The sequence below is a fragment of the Pseudomonas sp. FG86 genome, from assembly GCF_057808775.1.
Map to the genome: position 1 here is coordinate 53809 of NZ_JBMDIS010000024.1, position 17060 is coordinate 70868.

General features: G+C 58.7%; 16 protein-coding genes. 6 read left to right on the top strand and 10 right to left on the bottom strand.

All coding sequences use genetic code 11. From position 1 onward, the window contains the following. Window positions 1-65: 65 nt before the first annotated feature. The 4 genes from ACODSV_RS17290 to ACODSV_RS17305 form a co-directional block, all read right to left on the bottom strand. Window positions 66-869 carry an ABC transporter substrate-binding protein gene (locus ACODSV_RS17290; protein ID WP_102623401.1) on the bottom strand — a complete coding sequence of 268 codons (804 nt, stop codon included), beginning with the start codon at window positions 867-869 and terminating at the stop codon, window positions 66-68. Window positions 870-946: 77 nt separating this feature from the next. Continuing rightward, entirely contained in the window at window positions 947-1999 is a 1053-nt protein-coding gene (locus ACODSV_RS17295; RefSeq protein WP_102623351.1) for an isopenicillin N synthase family dioxygenase, read from the bottom strand. A gap of 13 nt (window positions 2000-2012) precedes the next feature. After that, the gene (locus ACODSV_RS17300) at window positions 2013-2864 is read right to left on the bottom strand and encodes a sugar phosphate isomerase/epimerase family protein (RefSeq protein ID WP_150054528.1); all 852 of its coding nucleotides are present in this window, start codon (window positions 2862-2864) and stop codon (window positions 2013-2015) included. Between the two features lie 315 nt (window positions 2865-3179). Then, a complete protein-coding gene (locus tag ACODSV_RS17305) occupies window positions 3180-3803 on the bottom strand; it encodes a TetR/AcrR family transcriptional regulator (protein ID WP_190300989.1) in 624 nt (207 codons plus the stop codon). A gap of 98 nt (window positions 3804-3901) precedes the next feature. Here ACODSV_RS17305 and ACODSV_RS17310 point away from each other — a divergent pair, with 98 nt between their 5' ends. Next, complete coding sequence (locus ACODSV_RS17310) at window positions 3902-4630, top strand: nitroreductase family protein (protein WP_150054529.1); 729 nt, start codon at window positions 3902-3904, stop codon at window positions 4628-4630. 14 nt (window positions 4631-4644) lie between these two features. Here the strand turns inward: ACODSV_RS17310 and ACODSV_RS17315 are convergent, their stop codons facing one another. After that, window positions 4645-5265: a TetR/AcrR family transcriptional regulator gene (locus tag ACODSV_RS17315; protein WP_150054530.1), complete on the bottom strand. Its 621-nt coding sequence runs from the start codon at window positions 5263-5265 to the stop codon at window positions 4645-4647. Between the two features lie 125 nt (window positions 5266-5390). On the opposite strand from ACODSV_RS17315, the gene ACODSV_RS17320 reads away from it, so the two are divergent. The 5 genes from ACODSV_RS17320 to flgG all read left to right on the top strand — a co-directional run bounded on the left by ACODSV_RS17320 (window position 5391) and on the right by flgG (window position 13180). Further along, window positions 5391-6599 (top strand): efflux RND transporter periplasmic adaptor subunit, encoded by a 1209-nt coding sequence (locus ACODSV_RS17320; protein ID WP_150054531.1) that lies wholly within the window; start codon window positions 5391-5393, stop codon window positions 6597-6599. 13 nt (window positions 6600-6612) lie between these two features. Further along, window positions 6613-9768: an efflux RND transporter permease subunit gene (locus tag ACODSV_RS17325; RefSeq protein WP_150054532.1), complete on the top strand. Its 3156-nt coding sequence runs from the start codon at window positions 6613-6615 to the stop codon at window positions 9766-9768. A gap of 425 nt (window positions 9769-10193) precedes the next feature. Continuing rightward, entirely contained in the window at window positions 10194-10820 is a 627-nt protein-coding gene (locus ACODSV_RS17330) for a dTMP kinase (RefSeq protein ID WP_150055253.1), read from the top strand. Between the two features lie 177 nt (window positions 10821-10997). After that, a complete protein-coding gene (gene flgE / locus ACODSV_RS17335) occupies window positions 10998-12314 on the top strand; it encodes a flagellar hook protein FlgE (protein ID WP_150055251.1) in 1317 nt (438 codons plus the stop codon). Window positions 12315-12394: 80 nt separating this feature from the next. Further along, window positions 12395-13180 (top strand): flagellar basal-body rod protein FlgG, encoded by a 786-nt coding sequence (gene flgG, locus ACODSV_RS17340; RefSeq protein WP_150055250.1) that lies wholly within the window; start codon window positions 12395-12397, stop codon window positions 13178-13180. Between the two features lie 112 nt (window positions 13181-13292). Here the strand turns inward: flgG and ACODSV_RS17345 are convergent, their stop codons facing one another. From ACODSV_RS17345 to ACODSV_RS17365, 5 genes are read right to left on the bottom strand one after another with little or no spacing between them, the layout of a single operon-like run. Further along, the gene (locus ACODSV_RS17345) at window positions 13293-14117 is read right to left on the bottom strand and encodes a DUF4198 domain-containing protein (protein WP_069077404.1); all 825 of its coding nucleotides are present in this window, start codon (window positions 14115-14117) and stop codon (window positions 13293-13295) included. 8 nt (window positions 14118-14125) lie between these two features. Further along, complete coding sequence (locus ACODSV_RS17350; RefSeq protein ID WP_069076105.1) at window positions 14126-14449, bottom strand: hypothetical protein; 324 nt, start codon at window positions 14447-14449, stop codon at window positions 14126-14128. 29 nt (window positions 14450-14478) lie between these two features. Beyond that, a complete protein-coding gene (locus tag ACODSV_RS17355; RefSeq protein WP_223817866.1) occupies window positions 14479-15459 on the bottom strand; it encodes a metal ABC transporter solute-binding protein, Zn/Mn family in 981 nt (326 codons plus the stop codon). Next, window positions 15456-16361 (bottom strand): metal ABC transporter permease, encoded by a 906-nt coding sequence (locus tag ACODSV_RS17360; RefSeq protein ID WP_069076106.1) that lies wholly within the window; start codon window positions 16359-16361, stop codon window positions 15456-15458. Before ACODSV_RS17360 ends, ACODSV_RS17355 begins: the two co-directional genes overlap by 4 nt. Continuing rightward, on the bottom strand, window positions 16358-17038 hold the full coding sequence (locus ACODSV_RS17365; RefSeq protein ID WP_223817865.1) for a metal ABC transporter ATP-binding protein: 681 nt from the start codon (window positions 17036-17038) through the stop codon (window positions 16358-16360). Before ACODSV_RS17365 ends, ACODSV_RS17360 begins: the two co-directional genes overlap by 4 nt. Between the last annotated feature and the right edge of the window lie 22 nt (window positions 17039-17060).

Genomic DNA, 17060 nt, shown 5'->3' on the forward strand with positions numbered 1-17060 from the left:
GGTAAGGCTTTTTGTAGGAACTAGGCGTCCCCCTCGCTCCTACAGAAGGCCATGGCTGTACTGAGTCAGTTAGTCGGTGCTTCCAGGTTGTATTTCTTCAACAGGGCGGCGTATTCCCCCGACGCTTTCGTCGCATCGAAGGCCTTGAGCAGTGCCTGATAGAGCGCGTCGTTGCCTTTCTTGACGTAGATACCCAGCGTCTGTTGGTAGATCGAGTGCTCGGTGCTGACGACCACGCGGCCCTTGGTACGTTCTGCGATCATGCCGGCGGCGCCGTCGATCTCTACCTGAGCCTGCACATTGCCGGAGAGCAGTGCTTGGGTCACTTCAGGGGCGGACGGGAATTCGCTGACCATAATCGCGCCCTTGTTATTCGGGGTGCAGTAGTCAGTCGAGAGTGTGTTGAACTGCGCCACCCACGTGGTGCCTTTTTCCAGGCCGACTTTCAGGCCACAAAGGTCTTCCGGTACTTTCGGTTTCAGTGGGCTGTCCTTCAGCACCATGATTGCGGCACCGGTCTTGGCGTATGCGATGGTTTGCGCTTGAGTCTGCCGCTGGGGAGTGATGTACATGCCGGAGATGATCGCATCGTAGTGACCGGCGTTCAGGCTGAGGATCAGGTTGGAAAACTTGGTGTCAACGAAGTCAGCCTTGAGGTCCAGGTGCTTGGCGAGCAAGTGCGCAAGTTCGGGGTCGGAGCCGACGACGTTTTTATGTTCGTCGTAGGACTCGAAGGGCGGATAGGTGATCTCCATGCCGACCTTGAGTACGCCGGGCGTCACCGTGGTCGCCGCATGGGCGCCAGTCGAACCCAGGATTGCGACGGCAAGCAGGGTCAAGCGAACAACATTATTCATTGGATTGCGCATCATCGATGACTCCACGTCGGTAAAGTAGGACTGGGCGGGTTTTAAAACAGGGTTGTTGGAACCGGTCGAGGGTTGCATCAGGACGCGTTCTGCGCCTGGTTCTTCAGGTGGCCGAAGCTGGAGGGCTTGCGTGCCTTCTCATACAGCTTGAGTTCGCCGCGTTCGACTTTGCGGCGCAGGTACTGATAGGTCTGCAACGCTTGGCCGAACATGTGTTCGCCGATGGTGATTTCCTCGTAATCCTCACCCCCCGCCAGAAATTGCGGCAGCGGCTTGATCTGGGTGTGGAAGTCGCACGCGTAGAACAGTGGAAAGGAGTAGCGCTCCTCGCTGACGCTGCGCACTCGGTGAGCCGTGGCGACGAACGTCCCCGCGGTCATGACCTCCAGCATGTCGCCGATATTGACCACAAACGCACCGTCTACGGGCGGCGCATCAATCCATTGCCCCTGATCGTTCATCACTTCGAGGCCTGGCTTGTCGGCGAGCAAAATGGTGAAGCACTCGTAGTCGGTATGCGCACCAATGCCTGGCGCGTCTTGTGCCGCCGTATCAAATGGGTAATGAATCAGGCGCAGCTTCGACGGTGGGCGCGTGACCAACGCGTCGAAATAGTCTTCTTCCAGGCCCAATGCGAGTGCAAAACCCTTGAACAGGCGACGACCTAATGCGAACACCGCTGCGTAATACGCTTCGACCGCGGGGCGGAAACCCGGCAGGTCGGGCCATTCATTGGCGCCGATCAACGGCGTTCCGGCAATGACCAGCGGATCGTCTTCGCCCACTTCAAAACCGATATCGAAGGCCTCCTTGTGATCCGGTTTGCCTTTGGCATAGACCTCTTCACCTTCAGGCACAAACCCCTTGTGGCTGCGGGAAGTGCCGATGTAGTGCTGCATCTTGTACTCAAGCGATTGCGCAAACAGCGCCTTCGCCGCGTGGCGCAAGCCGTCGATCAGTGACGACGCGATGCCGTGGTTCTTGATGTACAGAAAACCCACCGCGCGGGCGGCGTTACCGAGTTCTTCGGCGACCGCCTGGCGTTGTGTGATGTCGTCGCTGTAAAGCCCGGCGATGTCCACCACCGGAATGCGGCTGAAGTTGGCGCTCTTGGGCGTTTTGTCAGGCATGAGGGAACGCTCCTTATCGGGTTGAGGCGCAGGTGAAACGCCGGAAATGCTCGCGCTCGGTGTTTGCCATCCACACGTTCAGCGACCACAGATCGGCTACCGGTACATTGGTGAAGGGCAGATGATGCAGATAGCCGTCGGCACCGAACTCGGGTGTCAGCGTGCTGATTTGATAGCCGCGGAGTTCCTGGGAGCGCCAGACGGCCTCCCAATGTTGCTGATGGAAGGCCAGCGCTGGGCCGTACTCGGGGGCGGCGGGGTGGGGCACTTGCGGCCCTTGGTCATAACCGACCCGGGCCTGAATGTGGTGAACGCGTTCGACGAAGGCGCTGAGGTCGTCGAACGGATCATTGAGCAGGCGCTCGCAGGTGACGACCCAATGACTGATGTCACTGGTGAAGCGCAGGTCCGGCAGTTGACGAATCAGCTCGAGGGTGACCCACGGGTTGAACAACGAGCGAGCGCGATGGGTTTCAAAGGCGCACACCTGGTCGTGCTTGCGCGCGAGGTCCATGGCGCGGCCAAAGAAGTCGACTTGCTGTGCCAGTGGCCAGCGGTCGTTGCCCGCCAGGAGGTTGACGAAGCGCGGCGACAACTCGGCGGCCCAACTGAGTTTCTTATCCAGGTCCAGGAGGTGTTCGTCGACACTCGCCGATTGTTCCGGCAGGACGTCGTAGGCGCTGAAGACGGTGCTGATATAGCTGACATGGTTAGCGCGTAGAAAGGCTGCGAACTCGGCACGCTCGCTGGCGGTCATGGGCAGGCGAGCTTCCATGCCATCGAAACCGGCCTCAAGCAACTCCTCGAGCGCTTGCGCCTTGCTTGCGGTGTAGCCCCACAGCGTGCGGAATATTTCCAGTTTCATCGATGTGCCCCAAAGAATCCTTCGTGTGATTGACACAGCGGCGTTGCGGCGCAAACCGAAACGCACGACAAACGGCAGTGACTATCAGAAAAGGCAAACTTCGGGCCGCATCTCTAGGGGAGGGCTCCTTTATTGGCGTCGATGATAGGGAAGGGCGAGGAGCGAAAAGAATAGGGCAGCGCAAAAAGATAGTTCAGAGATTTCTAAACTATTGCGCGCAGGTCTATAGGAAGAATTAGGGGGGAGGAGGGCTTCAAAGGCCCCGGATCGGCCCAGTGGCAAGCCAGTCGTTAAGAAACCTTCAGGTGCCTCTCCTCAATTCTCCGTCGGCCTGTGAAGGTAGCTTTCAAGCAGGGTGACAACCTCAGTGATAAAGCGCTGATCCTCCAGCAATTGCGGTCGATCCGCGGTAACCGTATGGATGATCGCGTGCGCAGCGATGCCCACCAGGTAGATCGAAAGATCCGGATCGGGAACATTCGTCATGAAAGGCCGCAATACGTCTGAGAACTGTCGTTGCAGATGACCTTTTTCTGGTTCTGCCTGCCGAACGGTAAGGGGGAGTTCTTCATGAATCGCCTTATGCAGCGCAGGGGCAATTCGATGCTCCGCGACGATCATGTCGACGATCAATGTGAGCGCCTCTCGAAGAGACGGTTGTCCTGGCAAAATCTCCAAAGCGTTAAGCAGATCCGTACGCGTTGCAGCGGCATGACGTCGCTGCAGCTCGGCGATTACCGCCTCCTTGTTCGGAAAAAACTGATAGAGCGAGCCAATATTGACACCCGCGCGCTCTGCAATCGCATTGGTTGTCAGTCCTTCCCAACCGACCTGGGTCAAAATGTAAGTAGCTGCTTGCATAATGGCTTCGACGGTTGCCCGCGAGCGTGCCTGGGCCGGGATTTTACGGGGGGTTACGGTCATTCGGCGCTTGCTCACGGGCCGCTCCAGAACACGAGTTTTTAAAATATAAGCTTTAACTTACGATTTGAGACGAGGAAGCACAACCGCCCTAACGAACCGAGAGCACCCGAATCATGAGCACACGAGACCCCATACGCCCTTGGGACGGTTTTCAGGCAGCGAACCGCTTTCGCAGGGCCATTCGTAAATTCAACTCGACGACGATTCCCGAAGATGACGTTTATGCGCTGCTCACTGAAGCGGCTTTTGCACCTTCCAGCGGGAACATGCAGCCGTACGAACTGCATTGGATTCGAGAGCCAGCCTTGAAAGCCAGGGTCGCCGCGGCCTGCAACGGGCAGAAAGCGGCGGCGTCAGCGGCAGACTTCATTGTCCTGGTGGCGAGCCCCGCGCTGGGCCTGCGTACCGCAAACGAACAACTTGCTCACGTGGAAAGCTCGACGGCGCTGGGGGCCGACTCGAAGGCCTACTATCGCAAGCAAGTCGGTATGTTCCAGAAAATTCTGGGAGTCGGATCTTCGCCACTCTGGTCACCGCTGGTTTCTCTTGCGGCACTTATTCGCCCCACGTTATCGCTGATCCCCATAGGGCACATCGGCGGTCGTCAGTGGGCCGCCCGCAATGCAATTTTCGCCGCTCAAACAATCATGCTGGGTGCGGCTGCCAAAGGCATCGACTCGTGTCCGATGGAGGGGTTTTCCGCGTCGCGGCTGGCCAAACTTCTTGATCTCCCACGGGGATCGGTTATTCCACTCGTGATTGCCCTTGGGTATCGCGCGGATGATGCTCGGATCGAAGCACAGTGGCGCTACCCGACCGTCGACATTGTGGTTTCGCACTAGCGCTTAGGCGTGGTTTAGTTCGATTGCTCACGATCTACCGCGTAGGCCGCCAAAAACGTATTTACCGCGCGTTCTACAGCAACCTTGATCTGGGGCTTCGTTAATTTTTCTTCGATACCCAAGAGCAACGGCGCGACGGTTTCGCATTCCAGCAGGGCCTTGAGCTGAACAGCGGCCGACAAGGGATCCGATCGTCTAAGTCGTCCTAGCGTCATTTGCCTGTCCAGGAATTCAGCAATCCTGGCCAGGCCTATTTGTGGGCCAGACTCATGAAAGCGTTTTCCAATATCAGTCCTTCCCGATTGAGCGATGATGGCGCGCAGCGTCTGGATTCTGTTTGCAGAGCAAAGGAACTCCAGCACTTTTTCACCGCAGACTTGCAGTGTTTTCCGGATGTCACTGACCTCCCTATCAAACGTCGCAAGGATCGGATCGAATTCTTTGACCGCTTCATCTTGCATCGCAGCAATAAACAATTCTTCCTTCGAGCCGAAGTAACCGTACAACGTCGCCTTTGAACCCCCGATCCTGAGGGCAATATCAGCCATTGAGGCCCCTTCAAAACCGGCTTCTCGAAAGATTTCACACGCGGCGGCGAGAATCGCCTCACGTTTCGCTTCAGTTTTGACTCTCATTGGTCTCGTCTCTTATCCATACCAGGCGGTTCAGTATTCCTTGACTTCCCGCTTGGGTCAATTAACTATACTGAACCGTACCGTATAGTTATGGGTGCGTTTTCAATGTCTGCCGGAGTTCCCCCATGCGTATAGCTCTTCTTCTTTCGTTGGAAACCCTGATGATCATTTGCTGTTTGCTCAGCGCATGTGGCAAGCCGCCAATGGGGCCGCCACCCGCCGCAGGCAAGCCAGTCGTAGGGGTGATTACCGTGCAGATGCAGCCGGTGGCGCTGAGCACAGAACTACCTGGTCGCACAGTTTCCTACCTCATCGCCGACGTACGCCCCCAGGTAAACGGGATCATCAAGGCTCGAAATTTTCGCGAAGGAAGCGACCTCAAGGCGGGCCAGACGCTCTACATAATTGATCCGGCGCCTTATCAAGCCGCCTATGACAGCAGCGTCGCGGCGTTAGCCAAAGCGCAGGCAAGCCTGAAGACTGCACGGCTCAAATCGGATCGCTACAAGGAACTGGTGGCCATCAAAGCGGTGAGCCAACAGGACTACGACGATGCCGTCGCCAGCCTGGGCGAGATCGCAGCAGATGTTGCAGCGGCGAAAGCCAATGTCGAAACCAGTCGTATCAACCTGGCTTATTCCCACGTGGATGCGCCCATTTCCGGACGCGTGGGGCGATCCACCGTCACACCAGGCGCACTGGTGACAGCCAGTCAGACCACCGCGATGGCCACTATTCAACAGCTTGACCCGATTTATGTTGATGTGACGCAACCCAGCGCCGCATGGCTCAACCTGAAGGAGGCGCTTGCCAAAGGTGAAATCCAAAAAGCCGGTGCCAACGCGGCGAAAGTATCACTGGTGCTGGAAAATGGTCGCACCTATCCCCTGGATGGGCAGTTGGAGTTCTCCGACGTCACGGTAAATCAGGACACTGGCTCGATCACGCTGCGGGCTGTGTTCCCGAACCCCAATTCAGACCTGCTGCCAGGCATGTATGTGCGGGCTGTCTTGCAAACAGGGGTTAAGGAACAGGGGGTGTTGGTACCGCAGCAAGCGGTCAGTCGCGACAGCACGGGTAAACCAACAGCTTATGTGGTGGATGCCAGCAACAAGCTGGAGCGTCGGGTATTAGAGACCGACCGGGCCATCGGTGATCAATGGTTGGTTCGTAGCGGCCTGCAATCGGGCGATCAGTTGGTTGTAGACGGGCAGCAGCGTGCGGCGCCGGGAGTCGAGGTCGAGGTCGCACCCTGGCACGCGCAGCCAGCGCTCGCGCCCACTGCCGGCCTCTCGGCCGTCAAGCCAGTAAAACCAATGACCAACAATCAATAGGGGGGCGACGACCATGGCGCGTTTTTTTATTGATCGGCCAATATTTGCCTGGGTGCTTGCCATCATTGTCATGCTGGCGGGTGTCATCTCTGTCCTGACGTTGCCCATCGCGCAATATCCGGCCATCGCACCGCCCGCAGTGGCGATTGTTGCGACCTATCCCGGCGCTTCGGCCAAGACGCTGGAAGATACTGTTACCCAGGTGATCGAACAAAAAATGAAGGGCCTGGATCGGCTGAGCTACATGGCCTCCACCAGCGAGTCTTCTGGCACGGTCACGATCACTCTGACATTTGAGAACGGGACGAACCCCGATACGGCTCAAGTGCAGGTACAGAACAAATTGGCGCTCGCTACACCCTTGCTGCCGCAAGAGGTTCAGCAACAAGGTGTCGCTGTCAGTAAGTCTGCAAGCAACTTTCTTAACGTACTGGCTTTTACGTCTGAAGATGGAAGCATGAACGGCTCCGATCTTTCGGACTATGTGGCGGCTAACGTCCAAGAGGCCATCAGCCGTGTCGAAGGCGTGGGCGATACCACCTTGTTCGGGTCGCAGTACGCCATGCGGGTATGGCTCAATCCTGACAAGCTGACCAGCTTCAGCCTTACACCGGTGGACGTCAAAACGGCGATACAAGCGCAGAACGTCCAGGTATCAGCAGGTCAGTTAGGTGGGCTGCCCTCTGCGCCCAACCAACAGATCAACGCGACAATCACCGCGCAGACTCGCATGCGCACGGCCGAGGAGTTCGAAAATATCGAGCTGCGCACGCTGACCGACGGCTCGCATGTTCGTTTGCGAGATGTCGCCCGAATCGAACTGGGGAGCGAGAGCTATAACACGGTAGGCCGCTATAACGGCCTACCTGCCGCCGGATTGGCAATCAAGTTGGCGACAGGGGCCAACGCGTTGGATACCGTCAAAGCGATTGACGACCGCTTGGCGCAGTTGGAGAAATTCTTCCCTGCAGGCATGAAGGTACATAAGCCCTATGACACCACGCCTTTCGTGCGTATCTCTATTGAAGAGGTCGTGCGTACCCTGGTCGAAGCGGTCGTGCTGGTGTTTCTGGTCATGTACCTGTTCATGCAGAACCTGCGTGCGACCCTTATCCCCACCATCGCGGTGCCTGTGGTACTGCTGGGTACGTTCGGCATCCTGGCCATCTTTGGTTTTACGATCAATACCCTGACCATGTTCGCCATGGTGCTGGCCATCGGGCTTTTGGTAGACGACGCGATTGTTGTCGTGGAAAACGTCGAGCGGGTGATGACTGAGGACGGTTTGTCGCCCAAAGAAGCGACGCGCAAATCGATGGATCAGATCACTGGCGCACTGGTTGGTGTTGCCTTGGTACTGGCAGCGGTGTTCATACCCATGGCGTTCTTCAGCGGTTCCAGTGGCGTTATTTACCGCCAGTTCTCGATCACGATCGTGTCCGCGATGTCGTTGTCCGTGCTCACCGCACTGATCCTCACTCCAGCCCTATGCGCCACCATGCTGAAACCGGCGACACCGGGACACGCATTGGCCACAAGCGGGTTCTTCGGCTGGTTCAACCGCACGTTTGAACGAGGCAATCACCGCTACCAGGGCGTCGTCAAGCACATGCTGGGCAACGGGTGGCGGTACATGATCGTTTACGCGGCCATTGTCGCGGTGGTGGCCTTGGTTTTCTTGAAGATACCGGTCGGATTTTTACCTGATGAAGACCAAGGTACATTATTTGCCAATATCCAACTGCCACCCGGCGCCACTAAGGCTCGGACAGATGAGGTCATCCAGCAGGTGGAACAGCACTTTCTCGTTGATCAAAAGGACGCTGTTCAAGGCGTATTCTCGGTGTCAGGTTTCAGCTTCGCCGGCAGCGGCCAAAACATGGGGTTTGCTTTTGTTCAGCTCAAGTCGTGGGACGAACGCACCGGCCCCGGCTTGCGTGTGACCGATATAGCCGCAAGAGCGGGAGTCTTTTTCAATACGATCAGGGATGCCAGGATCTTTGCCTTCGCTCCGCCAGCGGTGTCGGAGCTCGGTAATGCAACGGGGTTCGACTTGATGCTCAAGGACGAAGCCAATCTCGGCCATACCGTGATGATGCAGGCGCGTAACCAGTTACTGGGGATACTCACCAAAGATCCACGACTGGTGGCGGTCAGGCCCAACGGCCTGGAAGACATGCCCGATTACCGATTGTTGGTCGATACAACCAAGGCCGGGGCATTGGGCGTCTCCATGGCAGACATCAACAACACCCTGTCGGCTGCCTGGGGGAGCAACTACGTCAACGACTTCATCGACAAGGGCCGGGTCAAAAAAGTGATGTTGCAGGGGGAGGATCACTTCCGAATGTTGCCCACGGATACCGACCGTTGGTACGTCCGAAACAGCGCAGGCACCATGGTGCCGTTCACCTCATTTGCCACGGCAAGCTGGGCCACCACCTCGCCAAGGCTGGAACGCTACAACGGCGTGCCTTCGATTGAAGTGCTGGGCATGGCTTTTCCTGGGCGTGCCTCGAGCGGTGAAGCGATGGCCATCGTCGAAGCCGCCGTCGCCCAGCTACCCGCGGGCATTGGTTTTGAGTGGACAGGCATGTCACGTCAGGAAAAGGCATCGAGTGGTCAGACGGGCATCCTGTACGGTTTGTCGATTCTGATTGTCTTCCTTTCACTGGCGGCCCTGTATGAGAGCTGGGCGGTTCCGCTGTCAGTCATTCTGGTTATTCCGTTGGGCGTTTTGGGCGTTCTGGTAGGTGCTGTGCTGACGTGGAAATTCAATGACATCTACTTCCAGGTCGGATTACTGACGACCATCGGCCTGGCCTGTAAAAACGCGATCCTTATCGTTGAGTTTGCCAAGGATCTTTACGAGGAAGGAAAGGGCTTGGTGGAAGCCACGATGGAAGCGGTGCGCATGCGCTTGCGCCCGATCCTGATGACCTCGCTCGCGTTCATCCTGGGAGTATTGCCGCTGGTCCTGGGCAGCGGCGCCGGAGCAGGCGCCCAGCACGCACTTGGTACAGCCGTTATTGGCGGAATGCTGTCGGGGACACTTCTAGCGATCTTTTTCGTCCCCGTGTTCTTTGTGCTGATCATGCGAATATTCACGCCTGAAAGGGGTTTGCCCTCTGGTGCGGTTGAGCAGACAAAATATTCAGCCATTCCATAGAGGGAAGTCCCGCTAAATCTCCGACGTAGGGCTTGCCCAAATGCCGTTCAATCAAGGCTTTTTTGTAGGAGCGCGCTTGCTCGCGAAGAACCCACAGGCGCCGCGTTGATTCAGGCAACACGCGTTATCGTTGAGGTTTTTCGCGAGCAAGCTCGCTCCTACAGAAAGCGATGTACGCTCAACTGAACGGCATTAGGGCTTGCCCAGCGATGGGCCCGTTCTCGACCTGAGCCGGGTCATGAAGAAGAGGCGTGTGCTTGATCGGCTGTAACCCAGGATTTTGAGAACCCTTGGCCAGAAACCAGGTTAGAGTGTTCATCAATACCTTTTCATCAGCCCCCTTCACTCGATTCGCGTCGTCGCGCCAAGCCGTTCCGGCGAACGAACAGGGCCCAAAAAACCGTCTATCAATCGTTGTCTGGAATATGAATCGTCCGCTGTTTGTTTCTCTCGATGGCCCCAAGGGCGCCGGCAAAACCACGCTGCTGGAGGCCGTGACGAAAGTACTGAGGGCAGACAACCAAAAGGTCATCCGCCTGTGCGAGAAAAAAAGCGATCCCTCCAGGGGTGAAACAATGGCCCTCGTCAACCAACTCGTCAGGGACCCCAACCGGGATCTGGAATGGGAGGTGTGTGAGCGCTTTGCTGATAGCCGTGCCTGGATCTCCCGGCACGTGCTGGATAAACAGCCGCCAGGCAGCATCATTTTGATAGACCGCTGGTACCCCTCCGATGCCGCGTTTCGCCGGATAATCCCGTTTGCACAGATCCTGCAATTGAACATCGATCGAAACGTGCGAGTGCCAGACCTGCATGTCGGCGTGGTCACCGCCCCTGAGATTTCATGGGGCAGGGCAGCCGCGCGACGGCGTGGGCTGGGCAGTACAGTGACCCAGACACTGGAAGAACATAGTGCCTGTACCCAGGCGTTTGAACGCGCGATGGCCGATAACGACTGGGTTTTATGCCGCAATGAAGGAACGATCGAAGAGGCCACGAGGCGAGTGATTTCCAGGATTTACCCTTTGATAGGGCTGGGGCCAGGCGGATAACGGCGTGCAGACCTACACCGCACACCTGCACATCGTGCCTTGGGCAAAGCCGGTCGCTGGCTTCTGGATGATCTGGCTCGTCGTCTGGGTCGCTGATCTCCACCGTTCCTCCACACGCACTCAGCCGAGTCTCCACACCCCATCCGTACAATCGCTCCTTACACAGAGGAGTGGCTCATGTCTTTCACTAACGGTCTTAGCGGTATTAACGCAGCCAATAAGCAACTGGACGTGGCTGGCAACAACATCGCGAACGTGGCAACCACGGGGTTCAAATCGTCCCGTGCTGAATTCGCCGATGTCTATTCAACAACACTGCTGGGGACGGTCAGCAGTGCGATAGGCCGGGGCGTGCGCCTGGCGAATGTCTCCCAGCAGTTCAACCAAGGCGACCTCAAAAATACCGGTAACGCCCTTGATCTCAGCATTCGAGGGAGCGGCTTTTTTGTGCTGGGCGACAATGGATCACTGAGTTACTCACGGGCGGGTGCGTTCAAGGTCAATGCCGAGAACGTTGTGGTCGACAACACCGGCCACCGTCTTCAAGGCTATGGCGCGGATCTCAACGGCAATATCGCCAAGGGTGCGCTGGCTGATCTGAAGATCGACAAGTCCCACCTTGCACCTCACGCCACCACGCGTGTCGAACAGACCGTGAATCTGAACTCAGCGCAACGCCTCCCCAGCGTGGCGACATTTAATCCCGCAGATCCCAACAGCTACAACCACATGGTCGCCACGCCTGTCTATGACTCACAAGGCAACAGGCACGCCATGGAACAGTATTACGTCAAACTTCCGCTCGCCAACTCATGGACGGTACACACCTTCATCGACGGGCGCAGCCCGGCAGATCCTGTTCAGCAACCCCCCGTGGGCCTCAAAGCAGACCTCACGTTCAACGCCAATGGCACCCTTAGCTCGCTGACGGCGGGAACAGGCTGGAGCAAAACCGGAAACACGCTGACGTTGACGGGGTGGCGACCCGGCGTGATGAACAACGCCAGCGGTCATCCACCGAGCTGGAGTCTTAACGGCGCTCGCGGGGCCGTGCCGGGCATAGCGCTTGATTTTGGCAAGACCACTTCGTTCGCGGCCGCGTCTACTCATACGGCGCCAGCGCAGGACGGTTATCCCAGCGGGCAGATCAGCGGCCTGACGATCGATGCCACCGGCATCATGAATGCGAATTTCAGCAACGGACAAACCAAGGCGATTGGCCAAGTGGCACTGGCCAGTTTCACCAATGAGCAGGGCTTGCAACCTGCGGGTGGAACGCGATGGAAGGAGACATTCGCTTCGGGCCTTCCCGGAATCGACGCGCCTGGGGCGGGCTCTGCGGGGGTAATCGTGTCCAACTCGCTGGAGGCGTCCAACGTCGATTTGACCAATGAATTGGTCAACCTGATCCAAGCGCAACGCAATTATCAGGCGAACGCAAAGACCCTGACGACCCAGAACAAATTGCTCCAGACCGTTATCCAGATGAAGTAACTCGCTCACCCGTCGTGCCGTTCTCAATCCCCGTCAATCAGCCAGGTAGTGTGCGCTGAGTCGCGCGCTCAGGAGTCAACATGCTTCCAGCCCTTTACGTAGCCAAGACGGGTCTGTCCGCCCAAGACACCAACCTCACTACAATTTCCAATAACCTTGCGAATGTCTCGACAACCGGTTTCAAGCGTGACCGCACTGAGTTTCAGGACCTGCTGTACCAGACTCATCGACAGCCCGGTGCAGCGTCCACACAAAACAGCGAGTTGCCCTCCGGCCTGCAAACGGGCACCGGCGTACGCATTGTGGGCACGCAGAAAAACTTCTCGGCGGGCGGTCTGCAGGCCACCGGGCAACCCTTGGATATGGCGATCAACGGTCGCGGTTTTTTCCAGATCCAGCAACCGGATGGCACGACTTCCTATACGCGCGACGGCACGTTTCACCTGGACGCCAATGGCCGCATCGTGAATGCGAACGGCTTTGCGCTTGAGCCTGCCATTGTGGTTCCAGCCAACGCCCAGACCTTCACGGTTGGCCGCGATGGCACGGTCTCCATCAGTGTGGCCGGGAACCCGGCGACCCAGGTCATCGGCAATATTCAAACGGCTGACTTCATCAATCCAGCGGGGCTGCAGGCGATCGGCGGCAATCTGTTTCTCGAAACAGCGGCCAGCTCGGCCCCGCAGGTCGGTACGCCTGGCCTGGCGGGGTTGGGCACCCTTTTGCAAAACAGCCTGGAAACGTCCAACGTCAGCACGGTTGAAGAAATGGTCAACATGATCACGACGCAGCGTGCATACGAAATGAACGCCAAGGTGATCAAGGCGGCTGACGGGATGCTGAGCAACCTTACCCAGAAGCTCTGATGGTCGTTGGATTTGAGCACGGTTGCAGCGCAATACGAGGGGCGATGCTGGAGGTGCATCATGGGTGGCAGGCAGGACAGGGCGCCGTCAAGGAGCCCTGCCCTGGAGCAGGTTATTTCATATCCTTGGCCTGCACCCACAGCACCGCGTCCTGGGAGAGGTGCTTGCCTTTATAGGTTTTAGTCTTACCAATGTTCAGCGCTGCAATTCCCCACCAGCCGGCACGGGGAAGGCCGATGGTGACGACGCCCTGGGCATCCGAATAGGTACTCAGGGATTTGAACGAGGCTTGGGGGGCCGTGACATAGTCCTGCTGGCCGAAGGCGTTGCCTTTGATATCGACCGCATGGTTGAGGTATTCGATTTCGATCTCGGCGAACGGCACGGGCTCGCCGTCGGCCAGCACCAAGGCGCGGAACACGCCGCCGGTCCAGTTGGCATAGGGCTTGTTCAAGGGTTGGATTTCAACCGGCAGGCCTTGCGGTTCCGACCAGTTGCCGGGTACGCCACCGACGTTCACGATCAGCTTGGTGAACTGCTGGATATACACGTCTTCGGCGGTTTCCAGGTAGGGCTCGGGTTCAAGTACAAAGACATGGTCCCCCAGGGAGCGCACCAATTCCCGTGGAATCGATGCACGATAGGCGTTCGCCTGATTATCGCGGCTCTGCCACTGCACGGGTCGCAGGTATTTACGCAGGTCGATTTTCTCCCCGCCGTGAGCGCTGACCTGGCTGAAGACGAGGGGCTGCCCCATGTTCATCGTCGGCCCGGCAGAGAACGGGTGGGTGAATACGATGGCGAATTCCAGGTTGTCCGCGCGCGGCAGCGCCGTTTCGTCCACGTACAGCATCTGGAAATGGGCTTGTGCGGCACCGGCCATGCAACCGAGGGTCGCGGCGGCGAGGGTGTGAAGCAGGAGTCGTTTGATGGGCATGGTGGTTTTCACTTGGTTATGTCAGAGGATTGAATCGTGGCGCCATGGTTCTCCCCCCCGAGAAACTCCACGGAGTAGACGCCAGTGGGGGCCTGGAACGTAAAGCTGTTGTCGTTACCGACAGTGCCTTCTATCAACACCTTGTTGCTGGTGTCCTGGACATGGATTTTGCGGCCCACGGCGGAACTGCCGTCGGTGTAGCCGGCTTCACACTTCACCCAGTCGTCGTGCTCGATATAGCAGTCGAAAACGGGGCCGTGGGCCAAGGCGGCCTGGCAGAACAGCAGGGCACCTGCCAGCAGTAGCGGGTGGGCCAGATCTCGGGTTTTCATCAGGCTTGAGTCTCCAGGGTCGACGTTGATCACTGCGGCGTCGCGGCTTGAACGCCGGCCGATGTGAAGGCCGCCAGCAAGGCGTCCAGGTTGGAACTCAGCAGCGCTTCGTAGCCGTTGGCTGCGTTGGCAAGCATGCCCGGGTTGCCGATATCCAGGATCAGCAGGCGTGCGCCGCCGTCCTTGATGGCCTGGGCAATCCTGGCGTCAGGCGCCCACTTATGGACCACCACGTGGATATCCCGCTCGCGCAGGTAGCGGGTCAGGGCCGCAAGGTCGGCGTCGGTCCAGTCGATGTCCTGGCGCACGAACCAGCCGTCCACATACACGCCAAACTCGCCGAACAGGTAGACCGGCTCGCTGGCCAGCGACAGCACGCGCAGGTCCGGCACCTTCAACAGGCGGTCACCGTAGTCGGCCTTCAGCTGGCGCAAGCGGTCGTCGAGTGCGGCGAGGTTGCGCTCGATCTGCGGCGCATCAGGGGGGGAAAGGCGCGCCAGGTCGGCCGCAATCAACGCCGACATGCGCATGGCATTGACCGGGCCCAGCCAGGCGTAGGGTGACGGGCCGCCGTCGCCATCGCGGGCACCCGCCCAGGGCACATCGTTCGAAGGCACGCGGGTCACGGCCACGCCGGGCTTGAAGCTGTCCCATGAGTGCGACGCATCGATCTCGACGATGCGCAGGTTGTGGCGCCGGGCCGTCGCATACAGCGGATCAGCACGCCACAGGCTGCTCAGGGTGACCACGGCGACGGCCTTCTCGAAGACGGCCGGCTCCAGGCGTGACAGCGCGTTGGCCTGGCTTTCCATGGGCACGGCGGCGTCCATCGGCACACGCACGACCTCGATGTGTGTGCCTTCACCGAGTGCAGCGGTGAGCGCATACACCGCCGGCAGGGCGACCAGCACTTGTTGCTGGCCGACCTGCGCAAACGCCGACGGCGCGCCGCCCAACAGCAATGCCAGCAGCGCCAGCCCACGGCGCATGGATGAGTTGAACCGTGTCATACGCTGGCCCCTTTGAACTGCGGCGCGGTGCCTCGGATGAGGGTGGTGAACGCAAACACCAAGGCCGCGACGATCACAATGGCGCCGCCCGTGGGTACGGGGATATGGAACTGCATCGGTGCCAGAATGCCGACCACACAGGAAAAGGTCGCAATGACCACGGTCCAGCTGACCAGGCCTGGCAGTGAGTGGCTGATGTTGCGGGCCGCTGCTGCCGGTATCAGCAGCAAGGCCTCTACCAGTACGGCGCCGATGATCTTCAAGCAGGCGACCGTTACCAGGGTGACCAGCACCACGAACAGGTATTCGACGCTGCGCACCTTTACGCCGCGTGCGTGGGCCAGGCTCGGATTCAGGCTGGAGAGCAACATGCCGTTGTACAGCGGCAGGCCGATCAGCGTGCAAATCACTGTCACGCCCAGCAGTACGTTCATGTCGGTGTGGTCGACGGCCAGGATCGAGCCGAACAGCACACCTTCCATGACGTGTGTGTTGATTTTTGCCGACACGAACAGCAGCAATGAAGCGCCGACCGCCAGGGAGATGGAGAGGAACACACCGATCAGCGTGTCATTCGCCAGGGTGGTGCGGTGTTGGGTGTACTTGAGGGTCAGCGCGAACAGCAGGCAGAAGCCGAACATCGAGAAGTAGGGCGAGGTATAGGACTCACCGATCAGCACGCCAATGGCCACGCCGGTCATCGCCGCATTGCCCACGGACTGACTGAAGAACGCCATCCGCTTGATCATCACCATCGAGCCCAGCACGCCCAGCAGCGGTCCGATCAGCACTGAGCACATCAACGCATTGATCACGAACTCGTATTCGAACGGCTGCGGCAACACGTGAGTCGCGGCGAGCGCCTGGAGATGGTCGCGAATGAAATCGTAAAAGGCATTCATCGAATGGCCTCCAGTCGGCTGTCGATCTGATCGGCGGGGCCGTGAAACAGCACCCGCTGGTTGATAAGGGTGACGGACTGCGCGATACGCTTGACCTGTTCGAGGTCGTGGTTGATCCACAGGATGGTCACCCCACGGCTGTTCAGCTCCGCTACCAGTGTCTCCACCAGGCGCACGCCGGCCTCGTCGATCCCGGCGGTGGGTTCATCGAGGATCAACAGCCAGGGCATCGGGCTTATAGCCTGGGCCAGCAGCACGCGCTGACGCTGGCCGCCGGACAGGCTGCCAAACGGCTTTTTCCCCATCCCCGCCATACCGGTACGCGCCAGGGCCTCGACATGGGCCGCCTTGGCGGCGCGGCTTGCGCCGAAGAAGGCGGGCCGACGTTGGCCCAACAGGGCCATGAGATCGTTGACCGTCATCGGCACGTTGCGGTCGAAGTCCGGCAGTTGCGGGACATACCCCAGGGGCGTGACGCATTCACCCTCGAAGCGGATCGTCCCCGAATGCGGCATCTGGCCCAGCAGCGCACGCACCAGTGAGGTCTTGCCTCCGCCGTTGGGGCCTACCAGGCAATGCAAGGCGCCGGCTTCTATGCGCAAGCTCACCTGATCGAGCACCTGTGTACCTCCCAGTTGCAGGGAGACGTTGTCGAACACAATGGCGGGGCCGCGCATCGCGTATTCCTCCTTTAGCGCA

Bases quoted from the DNA above. Each gene is read 5' to 3' on its own strand.
- ACODSV_RS17290 (WP_102623401.1), bottom strand. From the start codon at position 869: ATGCGCAATCCAATGAATAATGTTGTTCGCTTGACCCTGCTTGCCGTC.
- ACODSV_RS17295 (WP_102623351.1), bottom strand. From the start codon at position 1,999: ATGCCTGACAAAACGCCCAAGAGCGCCAACTTCAGCCGCATTCCGGTG.
- ACODSV_RS17300 (WP_150054528.1), bottom strand. From the start codon at position 2,864: ATGAAACTGGAAATATTCCGCACGCTGTGGGGCTACACCGCAAGCAAG.
- ACODSV_RS17310 (WP_150054529.1), top strand. From the start codon at position 3,902: ATGAGCACACGAGACCCCATACGCCCTTGGGACGGTTTTCAGGCAGCG.
- ACODSV_RS17315 (WP_150054530.1), bottom strand. From the start codon at position 5,265: ATGAGAGTCAAAACTGAAGCGAAACGTGAGGCGATTCTCGCCGCCGCG.
- ACODSV_RS17320 (WP_150054531.1), top strand. From the start codon at position 5,391: ATGCGTATAGCTCTTCTTCTTTCGTTGGAAACCCTGATGATCATTTGC.
- ACODSV_RS17325 (WP_150054532.1), top strand. From the start codon at position 6,613: ATGGCGCGTTTTTTTATTGATCGGCCAATATTTGCCTGGGTGCTTGCC.
- ACODSV_RS17330 (WP_150055253.1), top strand. From the start codon at position 10,194: ATGAATCGTCCGCTGTTTGTTTCTCTCGATGGCCCCAAGGGCGCCGGC.
- flgE (WP_150055251.1), top strand. From the start codon at position 10,998: ATGTCTTTCACTAACGGTCTTAGCGGTATTAACGCAGCCAATAAGCAA.
- flgG (WP_150055250.1), top strand. From the start codon at position 12,395: ATGCTTCCAGCCCTTTACGTAGCCAAGACGGGTCTGTCCGCCCAAGAC.
- ACODSV_RS17345 (WP_069077404.1), bottom strand. From the start codon at position 14,117: ATGCCCATCAAACGACTCCTGCTTCACACCCTCGCCGCCGCGACCCTC.
- ACODSV_RS17350 (WP_069076105.1), bottom strand. From the start codon at position 14,449: ATGAAAACCCGAGATCTGGCCCACCCGCTACTGCTGGCAGGTGCCCTG.
- ACODSV_RS17355 (WP_223817866.1), bottom strand. From the start codon at position 15,459: ATGACACGGTTCAACTCATCCATGCGCCGTGGGCTGGCGCTGCTGGCA.
- ACODSV_RS17360 (WP_069076106.1), bottom strand. From the start codon at position 16,361: ATGAATGCCTTTTACGATTTCATTCGCGACCATCTCCAGGCGCTCGCC.
- ACODSV_RS17365 (WP_223817865.1), bottom strand. From the start codon at position 17,038: ATGCGCGGCCCCGCCATTGTGTTCGACAACGTCTCCCTGCAACTGGGA.